16 protein-coding genes are annotated in these 18,322 nt (G+C 42.0%); 12 read left to right on the top strand and 4 right to left on the bottom strand.

Annotated features, from left to right (window positions below; translation table 11 throughout):
• Positions 1-22 precede the first annotated feature (22 nt).
• Positions 23-355, bottom strand: coding sequence for a rhodanese-like domain-containing protein (locus V7K76_RS02910; protein ID WP_334777568.1), 333 nt, complete (start codon positions 353-355; stop codon positions 23-25).
• A 158-nt stretch (positions 356-513) separates the two neighbouring features.
• On the opposite strand from V7K76_RS02910, the gene V7K76_RS02905 reads away from it, so the two are divergent.
• The 8 genes from V7K76_RS02905 to cysE all read left to right on the top strand — a co-directional run bounded on the left by V7K76_RS02905 (position 514) and on the right by cysE (position 10,550).
• The gene (locus V7K76_RS02905; protein ID WP_334951691.1) at positions 514-2,211 is read left to right on the top strand and encodes a DUF3352 domain-containing protein; all 1,698 of its coding nucleotides are present in this window, start codon (positions 514-516) and stop codon (positions 2,209-2,211) included.
• 219 nt (positions 2,212-2,430) lie between these two features.
• Positions 2,431-4,644: an Hsp70 family protein gene (locus tag V7K76_RS02900; protein ID WP_334951693.1), complete on the top strand. Its 2,214-nt coding sequence runs from the start codon at positions 2,431-2,433 to the stop codon at positions 4,642-4,644.
• Positions 4,641-5,150 (top strand): LysM peptidoglycan-binding domain-containing protein, encoded by a 510-nt coding sequence (locus tag V7K76_RS02895; RefSeq protein WP_334951695.1) that lies wholly within the window; start codon positions 4,641-4,643, stop codon positions 5,148-5,150. Before V7K76_RS02900 ends, V7K76_RS02895 begins: the two co-directional genes overlap by 4 nt.
• On the top strand, positions 5,150-7,879 hold the full coding sequence (locus V7K76_RS02890) for a peptidase M, neutral zinc metallopeptidase site (RefSeq protein WP_334951697.1): 2,730 nt from the start codon (positions 5,150-5,152) through the stop codon (positions 7,877-7,879). Before V7K76_RS02895 ends, V7K76_RS02890 begins: the two co-directional genes overlap by 1 nt.
• A 13-nt stretch (positions 7,880-7,892) precedes the next feature.
• Positions 7,893-8,507, top strand: coding sequence for a molecular chaperone DnaJ (locus tag V7K76_RS02885; RefSeq protein ID WP_334951699.1), 615 nt, complete (start codon positions 7,893-7,895; stop codon positions 8,505-8,507).
• Positions 8,500-8,985 (top strand): nucleotide exchange factor GrpE, encoded by a 486-nt coding sequence (locus tag V7K76_RS02880; protein ID WP_334951701.1) that lies wholly within the window; start codon positions 8,500-8,502, stop codon positions 8,983-8,985. The genes V7K76_RS02885 and V7K76_RS02880 overlap by 8 nt, the downstream gene beginning before the upstream one ends.
• Before the next feature lie 164 nt (positions 8,986-9,149).
• Positions 9,150-9,641, top strand: coding sequence for a hypothetical protein (locus tag V7K76_RS02875; RefSeq protein WP_334780582.1), 492 nt, complete (start codon positions 9,150-9,152; stop codon positions 9,639-9,641).
• 144 nt (positions 9,642-9,785) lie between these two features.
• Positions 9,786-10,550 carry a serine O-acetyltransferase gene (cysE, locus tag V7K76_RS02870; RefSeq protein WP_334780583.1) on the top strand — a complete coding sequence of 255 codons (765 nt, stop codon included), beginning with the start codon at positions 9,786-9,788 and terminating at the stop codon, positions 10,548-10,550.
• 443 nt (positions 10,551-10,993) lie between these two features.
• Here cysE and psb35 read toward each other — a convergent pair whose 3' ends face one another.
• A complete protein-coding gene (gene psb35, locus V7K76_RS02865; protein ID WP_334780584.1) occupies positions 10,994-11,224 on the bottom strand; it encodes a photosystem II assembly protein Psb35 in 231 nt (76 codons plus the stop codon).
• 289 nt (positions 11,225-11,513) lie between these two features.
• Positions 11,514-13,751, bottom strand: coding sequence for a transglycosylase domain-containing protein (locus tag V7K76_RS02860; RefSeq protein ID WP_334780585.1), 2,238 nt, complete (start codon positions 13,749-13,751; stop codon positions 11,514-11,516).
• Between the two features lie 616 nt (positions 13,752-14,367).
• Between V7K76_RS02860 and folK the strand changes: the two genes are divergently transcribed.
• The 4 genes from folK to V7K76_RS02840 all read left to right on the top strand — a co-directional run bounded on the left by folK (position 14,368) and on the right by V7K76_RS02840 (position 17,365).
• Positions 14,368-14,883 (top strand): 2-amino-4-hydroxy-6-hydroxymethyldihydropteridine diphosphokinase, encoded by a 516-nt coding sequence (folK, locus tag V7K76_RS02855; protein WP_334780586.1) that lies wholly within the window; start codon positions 14,368-14,370, stop codon positions 14,881-14,883.
• A 68-nt stretch (positions 14,884-14,951) separates the two neighbouring features.
• Complete coding sequence (locus V7K76_RS02850; protein WP_334733955.1) at positions 14,952-15,500, top strand: NUDIX hydrolase; 549 nt, start codon at positions 14,952-14,954, stop codon at positions 15,498-15,500.
• A gap of 12 nt (positions 15,501-15,512) precedes the next feature.
• Entirely contained in the window at positions 15,513-16,352 is an 840-nt protein-coding gene (locus V7K76_RS02845; RefSeq protein WP_334780587.1) for an ADP-ribosylglycohydrolase family protein, read from the top strand.
• A 203-nt stretch (positions 16,353-16,555) separates the two neighbouring features.
• Positions 16,556-17,365 (top strand): prohibitin family protein, encoded by an 810-nt coding sequence (locus V7K76_RS02840; RefSeq protein WP_334780589.1) that lies wholly within the window; start codon positions 16,556-16,558, stop codon positions 17,363-17,365.
• 114 nt (positions 17,366-17,479) lie between these two features.
• Here the strand turns inward: V7K76_RS02840 and V7K76_RS02835 are convergent, their stop codons facing one another.
• Positions 17,480-17,941, bottom strand: coding sequence for a hypothetical protein (locus tag V7K76_RS02835; RefSeq protein ID WP_334780590.1), 462 nt, complete (start codon positions 17,939-17,941; stop codon positions 17,480-17,482).
• Between the last annotated feature and the right edge of the window lie 381 nt (positions 17,942-18,322).

Here is an 18,322-nt window from a genome sequence, read left to right as displayed (position 1 = left end):
CTGAGTTCCACCTGAGCAAAAGCTAATATTGGGGAATTGAAGGATCTACTAATAGGGAATAGGCATCAATACCACCCGAAATATTTTGCACATTTGTAAAACCTTGAGCAATTAACCACTGGCACATCTGGGCAGAGCGGATGCCGTGGTGGCATAGCACAAGGGTTTCAGCTTGTGGATTGAAGAGGGTAGGTACTTGATCTCCCCATTCGGCAAATTGACTTAAAGGTAGGTTGACAAAGCCCTCAATGCTAGCAATTTCCAATTCTTGGGGTTCACGCACATCTACTAGCTGAATACTTGTATCATTAGAAGAAAGACGTTGTGCCAGTTCTTCTACACTAATTTGGTTCATGGGTTGACAAAAAGAATTCCCTATAAACAGTCCTAATCTTATTTATGGTGACAGAAAATCTCTACCTTTGCATGAGTATCCATTCTCAAGAGGGTTGATTAATTCTGCTAGTCTTTCTGCTTAAATGGCTGTAAACCGTCTTTTTTAATAGGTTAAATGTGAATAGGCAACGTTCATTTATTGGTTTTATCGTCGCTGGGGCGATCGCACTGCTAGTAATTGTGATCGCCAGCTTTTACTGGTTTTTCGCCAAAAGTCCGGCTAACCTCATTGCTTCCACCTCCCAGCCTGGTGCAGCCATATTCGTGTCAAAACTTTCCCCTGCAATGGTTTCATTACTGGCAAATCCCGATCGTTTGCAGGCGTTGGATCGTGAAGAGGAACTATCTAAACTCAAAACCAGTTTATTCGCCAAGAGTGGCATAGATTACAAAGAAGACATTCAACCCTGGTTAGGGGACGAAATTACATTAGCGATCGCCACCTTAGATATCGATCGGGACTTAGAAAACGGACAGCAGCCAGGGTATCTATTGGCACTAGCAACCAAGCAACCGGAGAAAAGCCGCGAGTTTGTCGAATTGTTTTTTTCTAAACGGGCGTTAGCTGGAGCAAACCTAACTGTTGAACAATATAAAGGTGTAAAGCTGATTTCTGACAATCAAGAAGAAATCACAAAAGAGAAAATCCAAAATCCAAAATCCAAAATCCAAAATTATCTAGCTGGTGCTGTTGTTGGCGAAGGCTTTGTATTGTTTGCCAACGATCCGAAAGTGTTGCGAGATGCGATAAATAACGTCCAAGCGCCCGATCTGAATTTGACTAGCTCTCCTGAATACCAAAAAGCTACCAAAGAACTGCCCAAAGGGGGTTTGGCTGTAGCTTTCTTAAATCTTCCCATCGTGGCAAAATGGCAAGGGTTAGAGTTATCAGAACAACTTTATAATAGCCAAATCATATCCTTGGCGTTGAATCCCAAAGGATTGCTGGCGGAAACCACCTTTTTGACTTCATCAGAAATTGTCCCACCATCTACACCATTATCTAAACCTGTAGGAGCATTGCAGTATATTCCAGCGTCCGCAGGTTTGGCAATTTCCGGCTCAAATTTGAGTAATTTGGGTGACAGTGATTTAACTAAACTCTGGAGACAAGCAACAGCAACTATATATGGTTCTGGGGAAGATGTGGTTTCTCGGTTAGCAAAACCTTTGGCGGATGTTCAAAAACGCTGGGGTATAAACTTGCCAGAGGATATTTTCAGTTGGGTACAAGGAGAATATGCCATAGCATTGTTACCTGAGAAAGAGCAAACAACCCCACATTGGATTTTTGTGGTGGAAAAATCTGAGAGTGTGGAAAAAGGCGTTACTCGTCTAGATGCGATCGCCTCATCCAACGGACTCAGTATCAGTCCGTTAACTATAGATCAGCAAAAAATTTCTGCTTGGACAGAGTTAACTACGGCTACTAAAAAAAGTGATGTTAAAGAAGGAGAATCTTTTAGCATTGAAACAAAAGTGCGGGGATTGCATACAAACTTAGGAAATTACGAAATTTTCACCTCTGATTTAGAGACAATGGATAAAATTCTCACAATCAAGAATAATTCCATAATTGACAATCCCAACTTCAAAGATAGTATCGCTGCGATTCCCTTACCAAACCAAGGCTATATATATCTTGACTGGACAAAGAGCCAAAATTTGTTAGAGCGTCAAGTACCGATTCTCAAACTAGCAGAAGTCTTAGGTAAACCATTTTTTAATAATCTGCGATCGCTCACACTCAGTAGTTATGGAACTGACACGCGATCGATTAAAGGTGGTGTCTTCTTCCAACTAAATAATTCGTGAGATTTTCATATAAGTTTAAAATGCAGAAGGTAAAATATGATCTTACCTTCTGCATTTTATTTTACCGGATATTTACGTATATTTTCTGTACCATTTGCTATTTGTATTTGTAATCTTTGGATAGGTACTGGCTACTGGCCTAGAAATTTAGGTTCGATGTGGCAGTGAGTCTCAAATACATCAAAAATAATTTACACAATACCCAGGTAGCGATCGGTAATGGGCAAAGCAATTGGCATTGATCTAGGGACGACGAATTCTGTCGCCGCTTTTAAGTTAGCAGAAGTGGAAGTAGTTACGGCTAACGATAACACGCCCCCAGACAGGAAACTGACGCGATCGGTTGTTGCTTGTGAGCAAAATAAATTTTTGGTAGGAGATCAAGCTTACAACCAACTCAGGGCTAATCCTGAAAACGTGGTTGTTTCCATCAAGCGCCTAATAGGAAGAGGTTTTGGCGATCCAACCGTACAAAAACAAAAGTCGGAATTTGGTTACAAAATTGCTCAACCTAGTCAGGGGACAGACAACGGTATTGCAGTTTGGCTAGGAGGTAAAGAATATCAGCCAGAGGATATTTCTGCTGAGATTCTCAAAAAAGTTGTGCAAAATGCCCAAGTTTATCGTCAAGGGTTTGCTAAAACAGGCGAAGTCATAGATCAAGCAGTTATTACCATTCCCGCTTACTTCAACGACAAACAACGCCATGCTACCCGCACAGCTGCACTCAAAGCTGGAATCACTCCTTTGGAACTGCTACCGGAACCCACAGCCGCGGCCATATCTTACGGTTTTTTTCCAAATGGGGAAGATTTCAAAACAATTTTAGTTTTTGATTTTGGTGGTGGTACATTTGATGCTTCGGTAATTCAAGCAGCAGGAACTTCATTTATTGAACTGGGAAAAGCTGGAGATTTATGGCTGGGAGGAGATGACATTGACTCTCGCATGATCAAATTTGTTAAACAGCAATTTGCCCAGCAAGAAAGAATTGCTGATATTGATGGCTTGATTTCCAAAATGCCCCACTATCAACGAGTGCGATTTAATGCTGACTTAAAGTTAGCAGTAGAACGCGCCAAAGTTGAACTAAGCACTGTTACAGTATCTTGCATTGCTCCTGCGACTCAATTGCTAGACGAATTGGGTATTGCCATTCCCATTGAAGTAGAAATCACCCGCGAACAATTTGAGGAAATAATTTCTGATTTGGTAGAGCGTTCGATTCAAATTTGCCGCCAAGCACTACAAGATGCTGAACATCATCTAGAGATGATAGATGTAGTCTTATTGGTTGGTGGTTCTTGCCAAATTCCTCTAGTCCAACGCAAAGTCAGAGAAGCCTTTGGAGCAGATAAAGTAGTGGTGCATCTCCGTCCGATGTATGCGGTGGCGGAGGGTGCAGCAATTGTCGCGGCTGGACTAACAGAGAAAGTCACAACAGTCTCTCGTGATTATTTTATCAAACTAGTGGATGGCAGAGAGCAAGTAATTAAGCGGGGTGATATTTTACCAGTGACTACATCCCACACTTTTAAAACTGCTGCTGATGGACAACGGTTGATTCACTTTCAATTTTTTAATCCCGATCAAGTAAGGCAAGATTTGGATGGGGTGAGCGGAAATGAAAGTATTGGAGATATTTGGTTAGGTTTAAACCAATCTTATCCAAGAGGGACAGAAGTTTTAGTCAACTTAGAGTTAGATGAGAAAAACAGTGTTCTAGGGATGACTGCCACATTAAAAAATGACCCTTCAGAGAGAGTGAGTTGCACCTTTTCACGAGGGCGATCAGACGAGAAAATATATAAGGAATTAGAGGAAACGATCGCAGAACTCAATAACCAAAACCTAACTCATATCGGTGTAGAAGAAGCACTGAAGCTAGCGTTACCAGTGGTGCAGTTAAGCAACCAAATCATTGATCCAAAGACCGGAGAGGAACGTGGCGATTTACGCGATCGCGCTGGTGCAAACTTGAAAAAATTTCAGGTATCCATGTCTAAGGAACGTCTAGAAGCTGAGTCTCTTGTTAATGAATGCGATCGCATAGTTAAACTCTGCGGATCGATAATTCCCCAACTACAGCAGGAACGATTGCAAAAGCTGAGTCAAGAATTGCAAGATGCCATCGACACCAATAACCTCTCCAAGATGGAGTCTAAAAGTGAAGATGCAAGACGAGAACTTGACAATTTACCTGATGAAGTCCAGCTCATTCAAGCTTGTCTTTTAGCAATTCGTCAAGCTTGTGCGGTTGCACCGACTCAAGCAAATGCCATGTCTGACAAACTTTCTCGGATGCTTGGAGCTATGGAAAGTGATGATGGACAGGAAGCCAATCGCTTGTGGAGTGAATTGCAACCAGATATCCAGCGTTGGCTAAAAGAGGATTTACCCAGCAACAGCATTGTCACAGGACTAACGCGATGAAGATTCAGCTGAACTGTCCTGTGTGTGATTACCAAGAAATTGAAGGTGACACTTGTCCTAACTGTGATACCGACCTTTCTGTAATTCGGATGCTCAAAGAATTACCGCAGGTGGAAAACCCTCTGCGACAAGTGAAAATCGCTAAATGGCAATTAGGAGTTGCTTTACTCCTCCTCATTATCGGCATTGGGTTGGGAGCAATAGGGAGCTTTATATTCCTGCAACCACAGTTACACACATTAACTGTCTCTTCTCCCAATCCAGTTAGTAGCGATCGCCTAAAACTACCAGTTAATCATGCCCCTGTGACAGCTAAGAAACCCCCAAAACCAATTACCTATACTGTCAAATCGGGAGATAACCTCAGCGCGATCGCTGAAAAATTTTGTGGTAAAGGAACCTCTTGGCAAGTAATGGTTAAAGCTAACCCCCAACTCAAAGGGCGGGAAAATGATATAGACGTAGGAGATATGTTGAAAATCCCCAACTGCAAGGAGGGCGCTTGATGAGCATTGTTGATAGCTTCAACGCTTTCACTAAAACTCTGCTGGGAGTGGGTATTGTTGATGCCTGGAAGCAAGCACCACAGACTAAAGAAGCTAGTCAAAAAGCCGCACAATTAGCCCAAAACAAACACCTGCGAGAAGCAGTAATTATTGCAGAAAAAGCTCTGGCTGTCTGGTCGAGAAAACCAGGTTTTTGGGAGCGCTTGATTTGTCAATTGCTGCTGGGTCAGCTGTTAGATAATCTTACTCAGCAACTCAAGCAGTGGCGCTATCAAGTGGCAGAAGTAGATAAACTAGCTGCTAATGCCAAAACCCTTCTCAAGCAAGATACGGGCGACCCTTTAGAAGCACAAGCACTCGCAAATGCGATCGCTCTTTATCAGCGTTGTACTAAAATCCTCCACGATGATCGCATCTCGCGGTTAATCAGCCAGTACCAACAAGAACTACAACGGCGACAGCAGTTTTTGACTTTAGTGACACAGGGACAGTCTCAGGCAGAAAATCGGTTTTATAAAAATGCGATCGCAGTTTACCGAGAAGCTGAAAAGCTTTATTCTACTGAGTCTCTGCAACAGGCGATCGCTGCAAGCGTTGCTCAAATCCAACAAGAAGAAATTTATGATATTGCTTTTGAGAAGGCGCAACAAGCTCAAAGTGAAGGAAGATTACAGGGGGCGATCGCACTTTTAAAAAATGCTCTGACTAACTTTTCTCGCTCTGACGGACTTGATTTACTACAACAGCTACAACAAACACTTAAAGGAAAAGAACAATTTCGCCAAGGGCTAGCAGCAGAAAAAGCTGGTGATTTTAAGGCTGCTGCATCCCTTTATAAAAATGCTAAATTGCTCTTGCCCAACTCTACATACTGCCAAATCCGGTTAGCACTTGTGGCAATTAAAACTCAGGCATGGGCGATCGCGCTAAATCACTTAGAAGCTATACCTGGAGAACAAGCTGCTTACTTACGTGGATTTGCCTACGCACAACAAGAAGATTTACAGGTAGCTTATAAAGAATGGCTTGGGCTGACTACTACTAACATTGCCAAGCAACGAGAGATAATCAAAAACCTTTCGCAACGTCAACGTCTGCTAAGACTACAGAATATAGAGCAGCTAGTAAAGGCTGAAAACTGGCAGAATGCTAAAACAGAAAGTACAGAATTTATCCAAAAATTTGGTTCCGATCCGTTAGTCGAGAAAAATCTTAATGAACATATTCAGCCACGTTTAGAAGTTGAAGTATGGCAAGAAAAAAATTGGAGAATTATTGCTGACAAAGCTGAAGAAGCCTGGATTTTACAACCTAATATTACCACATTACATAATTGGGCAATAGCAAATTATTATCTTGCTAAAACTGATCCTCTAAAATTGTTAAATGTGATAATTTCATTTTCAACAGCGCTGGCAAATATAACTGAAGATCCAAGCCTTCAAGATGTGCCTTGGTTAGAAAATAAACCTGTAGATTTTTCCTCAGTCTCTTTAGAATTAAAACGTCGAATAGCAGCATTAATAGATACTTGGAAAGATAAAAATATTCAAGAATATTTTAATTTACGCGATTGGTATAGATTAGAATTAGTATCTCTAAACCTTATGGGTGAGCCATCACAATGGGGAATGAAAATAAAAGATGTATTTATTACACCTAGTTGTTATCAGCAATACCTTACTGAGTGGCAAGGTAGTTACAACAATAGGATAAATGCTCACCAAAAAATTTTAAATTCTCTTTATACAAATTGGGGATTAGCTATGGCTGCTTGTTTAGAAGGAGATTACCAAAGAGCAATTCAACTTAAACCCTCAACCACAGATAATTCTGATATCGCAGCATTTGCTCAGAAATTTGTCGCTTACCATGAAGGTTGTTATCAACTACAGCAGCAAAAATGGCAAAAGGCAATTATTCCTCTGAAGCAAGCAAAGCCAGAAATAAAAACTAGTAATGATTGGCAACAAGAAATAGATAGACTTTGTGGATTGCAACGTCAAATAATATCAGAATTTCAAGAGCATTTAGAGTTTGCCAAGTTTTGGTACGACCTTTTAGAAAGTCGAGATGCTAGAAGTTATCTAGCTGAGTATAAGGCAGAACAAATACGTGAACAAATTGCTAATGAACAAATTTCATCAGAAATAGCACTGAGAGAACTACAAAAAATTAAGGAAATTGACAATCAGAATCCTATTGTAATCGACTTAATCAAGAGAATTGAATTTAATCAAGAATTAGAATTAATTGACAATTTACTAAAAAATAATAAATTTGAAGAAGCTGTCCAACGTGCTAAGAAATCTCAGCATCAACGTATACGTAGTATTGTGTCGGACATTTGCGTAGAAATATTAATCAAGGGTTTCCAAAATCGCGATTTAGGATTTGAAGATATTTATCAATTAGGCTATTGGGCTTATGAACTCTGTCCAGATGATCCAAATGTCCAAGAAGTTTACAGGTTTAGCCAAGAACTGAAGGATATTCAAAATCTAATGAAATGCGATCGCTTTGATGAAGCCGTTCATCGTGCCAAATACTCACAACATAACTCTATTCGTCACTATGTCGCTGACTTTTTTATTAAAACCTTGCTTAAAGGTATTCAAAACCGCGATTTATCTTTTGATTTGATTCAGCAATTAGGTCGATGGTCTTATGAACTTTGTCCAGACGAACCTGCTTTTCAAGAAATTTATCATAGTCTAAAGATTCGTTAATTAAAGGTATTCAATGGAATATAATCCTTATGATATTCTGGGTGTATCCCCAGCAGCATCCAAAGCTGAAATTGCAAAAGCTGTAGCAATGGCAATGAAGCAAAAAAAGCATCCTATGGATATCATTGCTAAAGCTCAAAAAAGCTTACTTAAACCAGAAGAACGCATTATAGCCGACTATTTGCGCCCCATACTACCCACTATTAAGCACTTCAAATATAGCGATTTATCGCCTTTGGTTCAACCAGCACCTACACTGGTATTATTGCCAGAATTCGATGGATTAGAGCAAGCGATCTCTGAATCTGCCCAAGAAGAATGCCTAGAACAAGAGCCTTTACCCATAACCCTATCAGAGTTATTCGCCGAGGGCATGACAGCTTGTAAAGAAGGCCGTTATCCCAAAGCGATAAAATATCTCGAAGACTACTGCCAAAGCTGTACAGAACGGAATAGTAAAGATTACATTCAAGCCCAAATGTGGCTGATTAAAGTGTATAAAATAGTTGGACAATTAGAAAGAGCGATTGCACTTTGTCAGCTTTTGAGTAACCATACTCATCCACAAGTGCAAACTTGGGCAACTAAAACTTTACCGATGTTATCAAAAGAGGTTTCTCATGTTTAATTTTATTCTCAGTCAAGGGAAGCGTGATTGGCTTAAACAAGAATTTGGCAACCTCCAAAAGGAAAAAGTTTTATTACAACAGTCCTTGCGAGAACAGCAAAGCCAAACCACAGCAAATACTGAAGATTTATTCTTAGAATTGCTAGAAATTGGTGATGCACTAGAAGCCTTACTAGATTATTTTGAACAGAACCCCAACCCCAGCCCAGAATCTATCCAGCGTTTACCCAAATCTGTAGGGGCGGTTCATCGAAAGTTTCTCGGTGTACTAGGAAAGCGCCAAGTTTTACCTATAGAAATAGAACTGCAAAGTACACAGCCAGATTTTAATTTATGTCGTGTTGTTGATCGTGAAGTCAAAAATGATATGCCAGACCAAACAATTACTAAAATAGTTCGTCGAGGGTTTTCTTTAGGAGAAAAGATCCTGCGTCCAACAGAGGTAATAATATCTAAATCATCAATTGGAGAAGTGTAACTGCTGTTCAGATCAAAATACAACCTAGTAATTATCTACCTACTTTCAAAGTTATTAACTGTGGCACATGTGAATGTGGCACATCCAACTGAAATTTCACTGGAATTTCTTCATTAGAATATGTATATATCATTACTACTTTAAAAGCCTGTTGGAGGGCTACTATGAAATACTGTCGCCCCCGACTTCAGTTTCGCGGTGGATGGTTGGTAGCTATACTTACCGCCATCACAGCTACCCCTGCAATAGCAGAGACAGCGAATTTTGGCACTTTCAATTTATCAACAAATTTTAATCCAGCACAAGGAACAGTACAGGGGTTTACAGGTGGTTCTTACTCATTGTCTGCCATAAGTAACCGCGATCGCGATCAAAAAGCCTGTGTTGGCTTTGCCGATCCCAATCCAGATCACATTATGGTTTTGGAAAAAGACTTTTCTAAGTTGACAATTCAAGTCGATAGCAATAACAACGACACGACTTTACTGATTCAAGGCCCAGATCAAGCAACAATTCGTTGCGGCGATGATACTGGCAAAAGTAAAGATGCTAGCGTTAGCGATCGCAACTGGAAAAGTGGCACTTATCGGATTTGGGTAGGTACATTCAATCCTGGAGTCAAGCTCGATTACACTCTGAAAGTAGAGCAGCAGTAATGGGAGTAGGGAGTAGGGAGTAAGGACTTAGGTATTGGGAAAAATTCATGCCTATTCCCCATTCCCAATTCCCAATTTTTACGTGTAACACCTGAGAGGATAATATGGATAGTAGCTTGTTGTGCTTTCCGAGGGTGCTATCTCGTGCTATCTATACTGCGTGCTGACTTTCGTATCATATTTGAACGTGACCCAGCTGCTCGTAACTGGTTGGAAGTTTTATTTTGTTACCCTGGTTTGCAAGCCCTGCTATTCCATAGGCTGGCTCACTGGCTGTATACTATTGGTCTTCCTTTGATTCCGCGCCTGATTTCTCACGTGGCTCGGTTTTTGACTGGAATTGAAATCCACCCTGGTGCAGCAATTGGGCAAAGTGTGTTTATTGACCACGGTATGGGTGTAGTAATTGGTGAAACTGCGATCGTCGGAGACTATGCCCTAATTTACCAAGGTGTCACCCTGGGGGGTACTGGTAAAGAATGTGGCAAGCGCCATCCCACTGTGGGCGAAAATGTTGTAGTTGGTGCTGGAGCGAAGGTACTGGGCAATATCCAAATTGGCAATAACGTCCGTATTGGTGCTGGATCTGTTGTTCTCAGGGATGTACCCTCAGACTGCACCGTAGTGGGCGTGCCTGGGCGGATTATATATCGTTCTGGAGTTCGGGTTGCACCTCTGGAACACAATAACTTACCAGATTCCGAAGCTGAAGTAATTCGTGCTTTAGTAGACCGGATTGAGGCGCTGGAAGAACAAATACAAACTCTTCAGCGCACACACTCTTCTGAAAAAACTCCTGTTTTAGTGGGTTGTTTAGTCACTCAAGAAGATGAGTTAACCCACGATACTCGCTGGTGCAACCTCAAGGATAAGACCATCCAGCAATTTCTAGATGGTGCTGGAATTTAAAAAAATGAAAGGGAGTGGGGAGTGGGGAGTAGGGAAACTAAGCCCATTGGTGTCAACTTAACGTGAAAGCAAGTCTGGAAGAAGCTTTTAGATTGCTTCGTTCCCAGTCTCCGACTGGGAATGCTTGTCTTTGAGGCTCCGCCTCTCTTTACTGGCGGCAGAGCCACCAGGAGCAGCATTTCCAGCCGGAGGCTGGAAACGAGATTTGAAAAGGGTTTTAGCTTAAGTTGACACCAATGAACTAAGCCGCCCACAAGGGGCGGGGTTTCAACCAATATGCGATACAAGGATTTTTTCTCTGACGAGACGCTAGCGCGAACGCGCCACTTGCAGGCGAAAGCGCGCAGCGGGACGAAGTACGGCTTTAAACCTAAATCGAGGGCTAATTTCTTCCCCTACTCCCTACTCCCGCCCCGTCTAATAACTAATGACCAATGACTAAATTATGACTTCGGTTCACCCAGACCCGGAGTTTCTTCTTTATTAATCTTAGGTACAAAATCAGGACGCTCTTTGCTTTCCCAACCTGCGGGGCGTTTCGAGTTGTACCAAGCTATTGACCCAATAGTGACAGCAGCAACAAAACCAACGACATACACCAAGGTAAAAGCCACGGGAAATTGAGGGCCAGCATCTATAGCTGGTGTTGCTGTCTGCATAAAAAATAAATGCATGATTATATTCTCCAAGGTTAGGTAACACTACTTAACACAGTATAAGATGAGCGTATCACCTAACATCCCCCCGAAGTTTAGTTTGAACAACTTGATATTGTATGGCAAAGAGCAGAGGGAGCGGGGAGTAGAGAGAAGAGTTTTCCCCTCAGCAAGAGCAGCAGCCTGCCCCTCTACCTCTTTTCAATAGACATCTCCAGAAATTAATATGCTTTACCCACAATCCTTGTAGAGACGTAGCAGTGCTACGTCAAAACAATTCTTTTTCGGAGATGCCCAATGCCCTTCCTCATTGCTGAGGAGGTCTAAGTCTATCCCGCCAGCTAGGCTGTGGTGATGAAGAACCGGAATTATTGCTAGGAGAAGACTCTGGCTGACTTCTTCGAGGCGAGGGAGAATCAGATTCTACTCTTCGCCGTCGTGGAGTAGATGATTCCCCTGAAGAATTATTGGAATTTGATTCGCTGCGATCGCGCCTTCTCCGTCTTGGGTTAGAATCGCTTGATTGCTGTTCATCTTGAGAATAGCTTCTCCGGTTTCTACGTCTCCTAGATGAACCACTATCCTCAGAATTTCTCGCACTTTCTCTTTCTGAGTCATCATCAGAGTCAATAGAACTATTCACCACTTGCTTGGGTTTAATGGACTGAGCTTTGATTGTGCCTTTGCGACCTTCTAACTTGGGTCGTTTGGGAAACTTTTCTACTGGCATCCCCTCTACCGCTTTTTCCATAAATTCGTGCCATGTATAAGCGGCACTACTACTACTGCCATCTGTGGGGCGGTTATCATCGTTACCTAGCCAGACCCCTGTCACCATCTGGGGAATGTAGCCAATAAACCATAAATCACGGGCTTCGTCTGAGGTGCCGGTTTTGCCTGCAACTTCTCTATTATCTAATTGGGCCGCAGCACCAGTCCCTTCTTCGACGACGTTGCGTAGCATCCAAGTCATGATGGCGGCACTGTCAGCGTCAAGGGCCCGTTTTGACTTGAAATTAGCTGACCAGATTACTTTGCCTTGGCGGTTGAGGATGCGGGTAATACCATGAGGTTCTGTGTGCAATCCCTGAGTTGCAAAACTACCATAAGCGCTGGTCAACTCTAGTAGATTGACTTCATTTGAGCCAAGAGCCAAGGAATAGGTGGGCTTGAGTTCAGATTTTATCCCCATATCATGGGCAAGTTTAATCGTGGGTGTAAATCCCACATCAATCAACACCTTCACCGCAATAATATTAACAGAGCGGGTGAGAGCATCTCTCATGTTCATTGAACCGTGGAAATTTTCACTATAGTTTTTCGGTTCATAGCCATCTACAACAAAGGGCGCATCCTCATAGCTATCGTAGGGGCTTTTACCGCTAGCGATCGCAGTGGCATATACAAACCCTTTAAATGTCGAACCTGGCTGCCTTTGTGCCTGAGTAACCCGATTAAACTGGTTTTTACCAAAGTCTTTTCCCCCCACCATTGCCTTAATTTCACCGTTGCGGGGGTCAATGGCCACCATTGCTGCTTGCTTAAAGTTTTCCCAGCGTCCTTGATTTCGCAACGTTTTCCCAACTGCTTCTTCTGCAACTTTCTGCCAACTTGGGTTGAGCGTGGTTTCTACTACTAGACCCCCACTTTTTAGCACATTAGCAGAAACATATTTCGGCAATTCTTTTTGGATGTAGCTGGTAAAGTAGGGTGATTCTACTTGGACTCGTTTGGGTGAACTACTTTTGAGGGTTAATGGCTCCTTGATGGCTGCTTGCCTTTGTTCTGGGGTAATAACTCCATCTTCTTGCATCCGTAACAATACTAAGTTACGCCGCCGGATTGCCGCTTCGGGATTTTTGTCTGGAGCGTACAAGCTAGGAGCCGGGGCTAATCCCGCAATCGTTGCCATTTCTGCTAGAGAAAGTTGGTCTGGCGACTTACTAAAATATACCCAGGCTGCATCTGCCACACCGTAAGCTCCAGATCCCAAATAAACCAGATTCAGGTAACGCTCTAGAATCTGATCTTTGGTTAATTCTTGCTCCAGTTTTTGTGCTAGGCGGACTTCCTTGAGTTTGCGCCAGATTGTCTGCTCTTGTTTTAAAAACAGAATCCGCGTTAGTTGTTGGGTAATGGTGCTACCACCTTCTACCACACCTTGCGATCGCAAATTATTCCAACCCGCTCTCACAATCCCTTGCGGATCAACTCCGTTGTGTTGCTTAAATCTTCTATCTTCTGAGGCGATGAAAGCTTTTTTTAAATTATCTGGTATTTGTTCCAGCTTTAGCTGTTCTCTGGTTGCTTCACCTTGTTGTTGTAATATGCTGCCATCAGCAGCTTTAATGGTCAGTGTTTGCTCTCTGAGTACGGCATTCAACTCGGACTGATCTGGCAAAGTCCGATCTATTGAATTGATGAGGTAGATCAAGGCAACTATTCCACCACCTACACCCAAGCCTGCCCAAAACCAGATGCGGCGGTAGAATGGTTTACCGCCAGTTGGCCGATTGGCCTTCGTCCTAGATGGTAAAATTTTCATTTTGCTCGGTAACTGCCTCGTCTGCGCCAGATGTGCTGGTGGTAAGCTCTCATTTGTTCCTCCTTATCCAGAGTCACTCAAATTAGTTGGTCTTCGCTTGAACCAGGAGGTTAGCTTCCCCACGTCAGTTCCTCGCTCAAAGTAGTAACTATATAACCTACCATCAATCAGCTTTGGGGTTATAGCACTGTCTTTGTGTTAGTATAATATCCCATAAATTAATTAACTAAATTCATCATAAAAATAATGTTTTTTAGATTTGATTAATTTAGTTCTATGAAAGGGAGTAGGGAGTGGGGAAACTAAGAAAGCTTTTCATCGGGCTGGGTTTCAATCTACCTTGGGATACAAGGATTTTTTCTCGTGCGAACGCTGTTCGCGTTCGCGCCACTTGCGGGCGTTAGCGTGTAGCGGGACGTACCCCTAGGGGGATCTTGCTACGCGGTAGCGTCTCTAAGAGTTGTACGGCTTCAAACCTCAATTTCTCCCAAAGGGAGACCCTGTTCGCGTTCGGGGGTAATTTCTTCCCCTACTCCCTACTCCCTAATCCCGCCCCGAAGGGGCAGCAAAGTATCCCCAAAGACAGCCCGAAATCAGCTTACTTCAGGAGAGTCTGATGCCTATTGCTAGCTACGCCAAAGCAAAACCCAGACGTAGCGCCATTGCCCTGGGTAGTAATATCGGCGATTCCCAGACAGTTTTAGAAGCAGCAATAGAGATTTTAGCCCAAACGCCAGGTATTCTCTTAGAAGCCAGATCCAACTGGTATCAAACCAAAGCCGTGGGGCCACCACAGCCAGATTACCTCAATGGCTGCGTCACATTGCAGGTAGAAATTCTACCCCAGCAGTTATTAGAAATTTTGTTAGGGATTGAACAACAATTTGGGCGTGTGCGTCAGGAACGCTGGGGGCCACGCATCCTAGATTTGGATTTGTTATTATATGATGACATTGTTATGGATACGCCAAATCTCCAGATTCCCCACCCACGAATGCGGGATCGGGCCTTTGTGTTAGTACCACTAGCAGAAATTGCCCCAGATTGGCTAGAACCAGTTTCCGGGTGTGTTATTAAAGCACTGCTGAAAGAGGTAAACTGTTCAGATGTACATTTATGGGTGGGAAATTAAAATTACCATCCTTAAAGGTAGAATAACGCTGATTTTGCCTCTGTATTCACAGATAATCAGATTTTAATATGCCATTAGGTAGAGAATTACCACAACTACTAAGACAACGCCTGTTTTATAAAGGACGCAAATTTGATTTTGAAGTTAATCGCTTGCGTTTGCCGAATAAATCAGAAGGAGAATGGGAATGTATTCGTCACCCTGGTGGTGCCCTAGCTGTGCCAGTGACAGCAGAAGGTAAACTTGTACTGGTGCGCCAGTATCGTTTTGCAATTCAGGGACGGATATTAGAATTTCCGGCGGGGACAGTGGAAGCAAATGAACAGCCTTTAGAAACAATACAGCGTGAAATCGCTGAAGAAACTGGCTATAGTGCCCAAAAATGGGACAAACTAGGCGAATTTTTCCTAGCTCCCGGCTATTCTGATGAAATTATCTATGCTTTTCTGGCGCGAGATTTAGAAAAGCTGGAGACACCACCACCACAAGATGGAGACGAGGATATCGAAACTGTGTTTTTGACTCCCGAAGAATTAGAAAAAGCTATTCTGGAGGGAGAGCCGGTGGATGCTAAATCAGTTTCTAGCTTTTTTCTGGCGCGTCCGTTTTTAATTTAATACTCTTTCCTTATGCTGCTAGAGTTAGCGATTGCAGATGCTTACGGTGCCGGCTTTGAATATGCTGATGAGATGATCGTTAACAACGACTTGAGTCGATACGTCGAACATCCGCGTTTTCGACTCATTCCTGGCAGCTATACTGATGATACCCAGATGAGCATTGCTATTGCAGAAGTGATTGTTGCTCAAGCACCGTGGACGCCAGAAGTTTTAGCCGATAGTTTTGTTAGAGCCTTCAAGCGCGATGAGAGAGAGGGTTATTCTAGAAATTTCTACCATTTTCTGGGAGAAATTCAAGCTGGTGAAGAGTTTTTAACGAAAATTAACCCTGATAGTGACAAAAGCGGGGGAGCGATGCGTGCAGCACCCATTGGCATCTATCCGACACCAGAAAAAGTCATTGAGGCGGCAACAATTCAAGCCGCAATTACCCACAATACACCTGATGGGATTAATGCAGCCGTTGCGGCTGCCTTAATGTCACATTATTTTATCTATCGACTGGGAGCAAAACGCAAATTAGGACTATTTCTAGAAGGTTACGTATCTGGTGAATGGTCTAAACCGTGGGAAGGTAAAGTAAAATCCAAAGGCTGGATGAGTGTTAGAGCAGCGATTACTGCGGTGATGCGAAATAACAGTATGAGCCAACTTTTACAAGATTGTATCGCTTTTACCGGGGATGTGGATACAGTAGGTGCGATTGCCCTAGCTGCTGGTTCTTGTAGCGAAGAAATTACACAAGACATTCCCCATCATCTTGTCACAGGCTTAGAGAATGGAGCTTACGGTAGAGATTACCTCATCCAACTAGATAAGCAGCTAATGAGTTTAGTCAAAAACTCGTAGTCATCGCCTCTAGCCCTTTGATCTGACATTTAATTACATCTACCTACTTAGCGCTTCTCATTCAAAAGAGAAGCGCTATTTGTTACCTTGACTAGAGCGACATAGAAATTGACTTAGAGTCAAAGTTGTAAGAGCATGACAGGAAGAAGCCCATAACTCCTAAATATGTGTCTTTATGCCATACACATATATATTTCATACAGATGAGAAAAATTACAACTTTTAACAGTGCTGGTAAACTAACTGCTCTTTTGTTCCTGATAACTCTCTTCCTGACGCCTTGTGTGATTGTAAATGCCGGCGAACGCGGCGTATTGATGAAATTTGGCGAAGTACAAAACCAAATATTAGGAGAAGGACTTCACTTAATTATTCCTGTAGTCAATACGGTGAAAAAGTTGAGTATTCGAGTCCAAAAACAGGAAATTTCGGCAGAGGCTTATTCCAAAGATTTACAAAGTGTTTTCGCCGATGTCGCTCTTAATTGGCATATTATTCCGCAGGAAGTAAATGTTATTTTTCAAGAAATTGGAGATGAGCAAAATATAGTCATTCGGATTATTAACCCAGCAGTTGCAGAAGTAATAAAAGCAGTCATAGCAAAGTATACTGCTGAAGAAATTATTACTAAACGAGGAGAAGTCAAAGGTGGAGTAGATGAGGCATTATCCACACGACTCAGCAGCTATCATGTTGCAGTTGATGATATTTCTCTAGTTCATGTTCATTTTTCAGAACGATTTGATGAGGCGGTGGAAGCGAAGCAGATTGCTGAACAAGAAGCAAAACGAGCAGAGTTTATCGCACTGAAAGCAACAAGACAGGCTGAGGCTAAAGTTAATTTAGCCAAGGGAGAGGCTGAGGCACACAGATTATTACGCGATGGTTTAACTCCAGAAATTCTGCAAAGGCAAGCAATCGAAAAATGGAATGGCAAGCTGCCATTAATTGTAAGTAAAGAGGCTCCAAAATTCTTGAATTTAAGTGAACTTTTAAAATTTAATGGAAAGTAATCTTCTTGTTCAAAACTCATGCACAAATTGATATATTTGCTACATAAAAATTGTAGGAGCGCACACTAGTACGTTCCTACAACCTATACCCTTGCAAAAAGGCGATAAACTAAATTAACTGTTGGAGAATAAAATAGGTACATCGAGAATCTTCAACTGGATCAATAGTACAATCAACAGTGTATAAACTGTTGAGGAAATTAGACCTGTGAATAATTCTTTTTTGAGGTTATGTTCTTGAGGTTCTTTTTGAAAAATTTCCTTAGAACCGAACTGCATCAATAAAATCCCCACAATATTAGAGAGCCAGTATCCGATAATTGAAGCAGGTAGAAGTAATTTTGGTGAAAAGAAACTACATACATACCCAAAACCATAAGCTATTGGCAGATTAAATAGTAAGTCATTCCACCAACATAGTGGTGACAACAAATATCCCAGTACTATTAAAAATCCACCTCTGAGTTTTTTGAAAATATCTTTTTTGAACTCTTTTGGATTAGACTCTTGCACCTTCTCTAGTTCTGTGTCTTCTGTTACATTCAATTCTTGACTAACGTTTTGGACGCTTTCCATAAAAACCCACTATTCCTCTGATCTTAGTGTAGTTTAATATATAAACTAAATTAAAGTCTAGTATCAGGAGTTATAATATTTTCGATTTTTAATGCTGAAAGCCCTACAATTGCAGAGTCTCAGCAAAATAATAAAAAGTAAAATTGAGGTTTAAATCAAATGCAACTTCAGAATATCTGATTTAAACCAGATAAAATGTTTGAAAAGTCTTCTGATTGGTAGCCAAATATTCTATATCCCCCCAAATCCCTCTATAAATCAATACGCTTGGGTTAAGGGCTACTGGCAACAATTTTGGGTTTTCGAGACGCGATAAATCGCCGTCTCTACAAGTGTTTTGTTGCTCATTCGATGACATCCAGCACCGATACTACAATAGCC

This window comes from Nostoc sp., from assembly GCF_036917975.1.
Classification (GTDB): Bacteria; Cyanobacteriota; Cyanobacteriia; order Cyanobacteriales; family Nostocaceae; genus Nostoc.
Note: the sequence above shows the minus strand (reverse complement) of the source record. Positions and strands in the feature narration are given on the sequence as shown.

Bases quoted from the DNA above. Each gene is read 5' to 3' on its own strand.
- V7K76_RS02910 (WP_334777568.1), bottom strand. From the start codon at position 355: ATGAACCAAATTAGTGTAGAAGAACTGGCACAACGTCTTTCTTCTAAT.
- V7K76_RS02900 (WP_334951693.1), top strand. From the start codon at position 2,431: ATGGGCAAAGCAATTGGCATTGATCTAGGGACGACGAATTCTGTCGCC.
- V7K76_RS02895 (WP_334951695.1), top strand. From the start codon at position 4,641: ATGAAGATTCAGCTGAACTGTCCTGTGTGTGATTACCAAGAAATTGAA.
- V7K76_RS02890 (WP_334951697.1), top strand. From the start codon at position 5,150: ATGAGCATTGTTGATAGCTTCAACGCTTTCACTAAAACTCTGCTGGGA.
- V7K76_RS02885 (WP_334951699.1), top strand. From the start codon at position 7,893: ATGGAATATAATCCTTATGATATTCTGGGTGTATCCCCAGCAGCATCC.
- V7K76_RS02880 (WP_334951701.1), top strand. From the start codon at position 8,500: ATGTTTAATTTTATTCTCAGTCAAGGGAAGCGTGATTGGCTTAAACAA.
- V7K76_RS02875 (WP_334780582.1), top strand. From the start codon at position 9,150: ATGAAATACTGTCGCCCCCGACTTCAGTTTCGCGGTGGATGGTTGGTA.
- psb35 (WP_334780584.1), bottom strand. From the start codon at position 11,224: ATGCATTTATTTTTTATGCAGACAGCAACACCAGCTATAGATGCTGGC.
- V7K76_RS02860 (WP_334780585.1), bottom strand. From the start codon at position 13,751: ATGAAAATTTTACCATCTAGGACGAAGGCCAATCGGCCAACTGGCGGT.
- folK (WP_334780586.1), top strand. From the start codon at position 14,368: ATGCCTATTGCTAGCTACGCCAAAGCAAAACCCAGACGTAGCGCCATT.
- V7K76_RS02850 (WP_334733955.1), top strand. From the start codon at position 14,952: ATGCCATTAGGTAGAGAATTACCACAACTACTAAGACAACGCCTGTTT.
- V7K76_RS02845 (WP_334780587.1), top strand. From the start codon at position 15,513: ATGCTGCTAGAGTTAGCGATTGCAGATGCTTACGGTGCCGGCTTTGAA.
- V7K76_RS02840 (WP_334780589.1), top strand. From the start codon at position 16,556: ATGAGAAAAATTACAACTTTTAACAGTGCTGGTAAACTAACTGCTCTT.
- V7K76_RS02835 (WP_334780590.1), bottom strand. From the start codon at position 17,941: ATGGAAAGCGTCCAAAACGTTAGTCAAGAATTGAATGTAACAGAAGAC.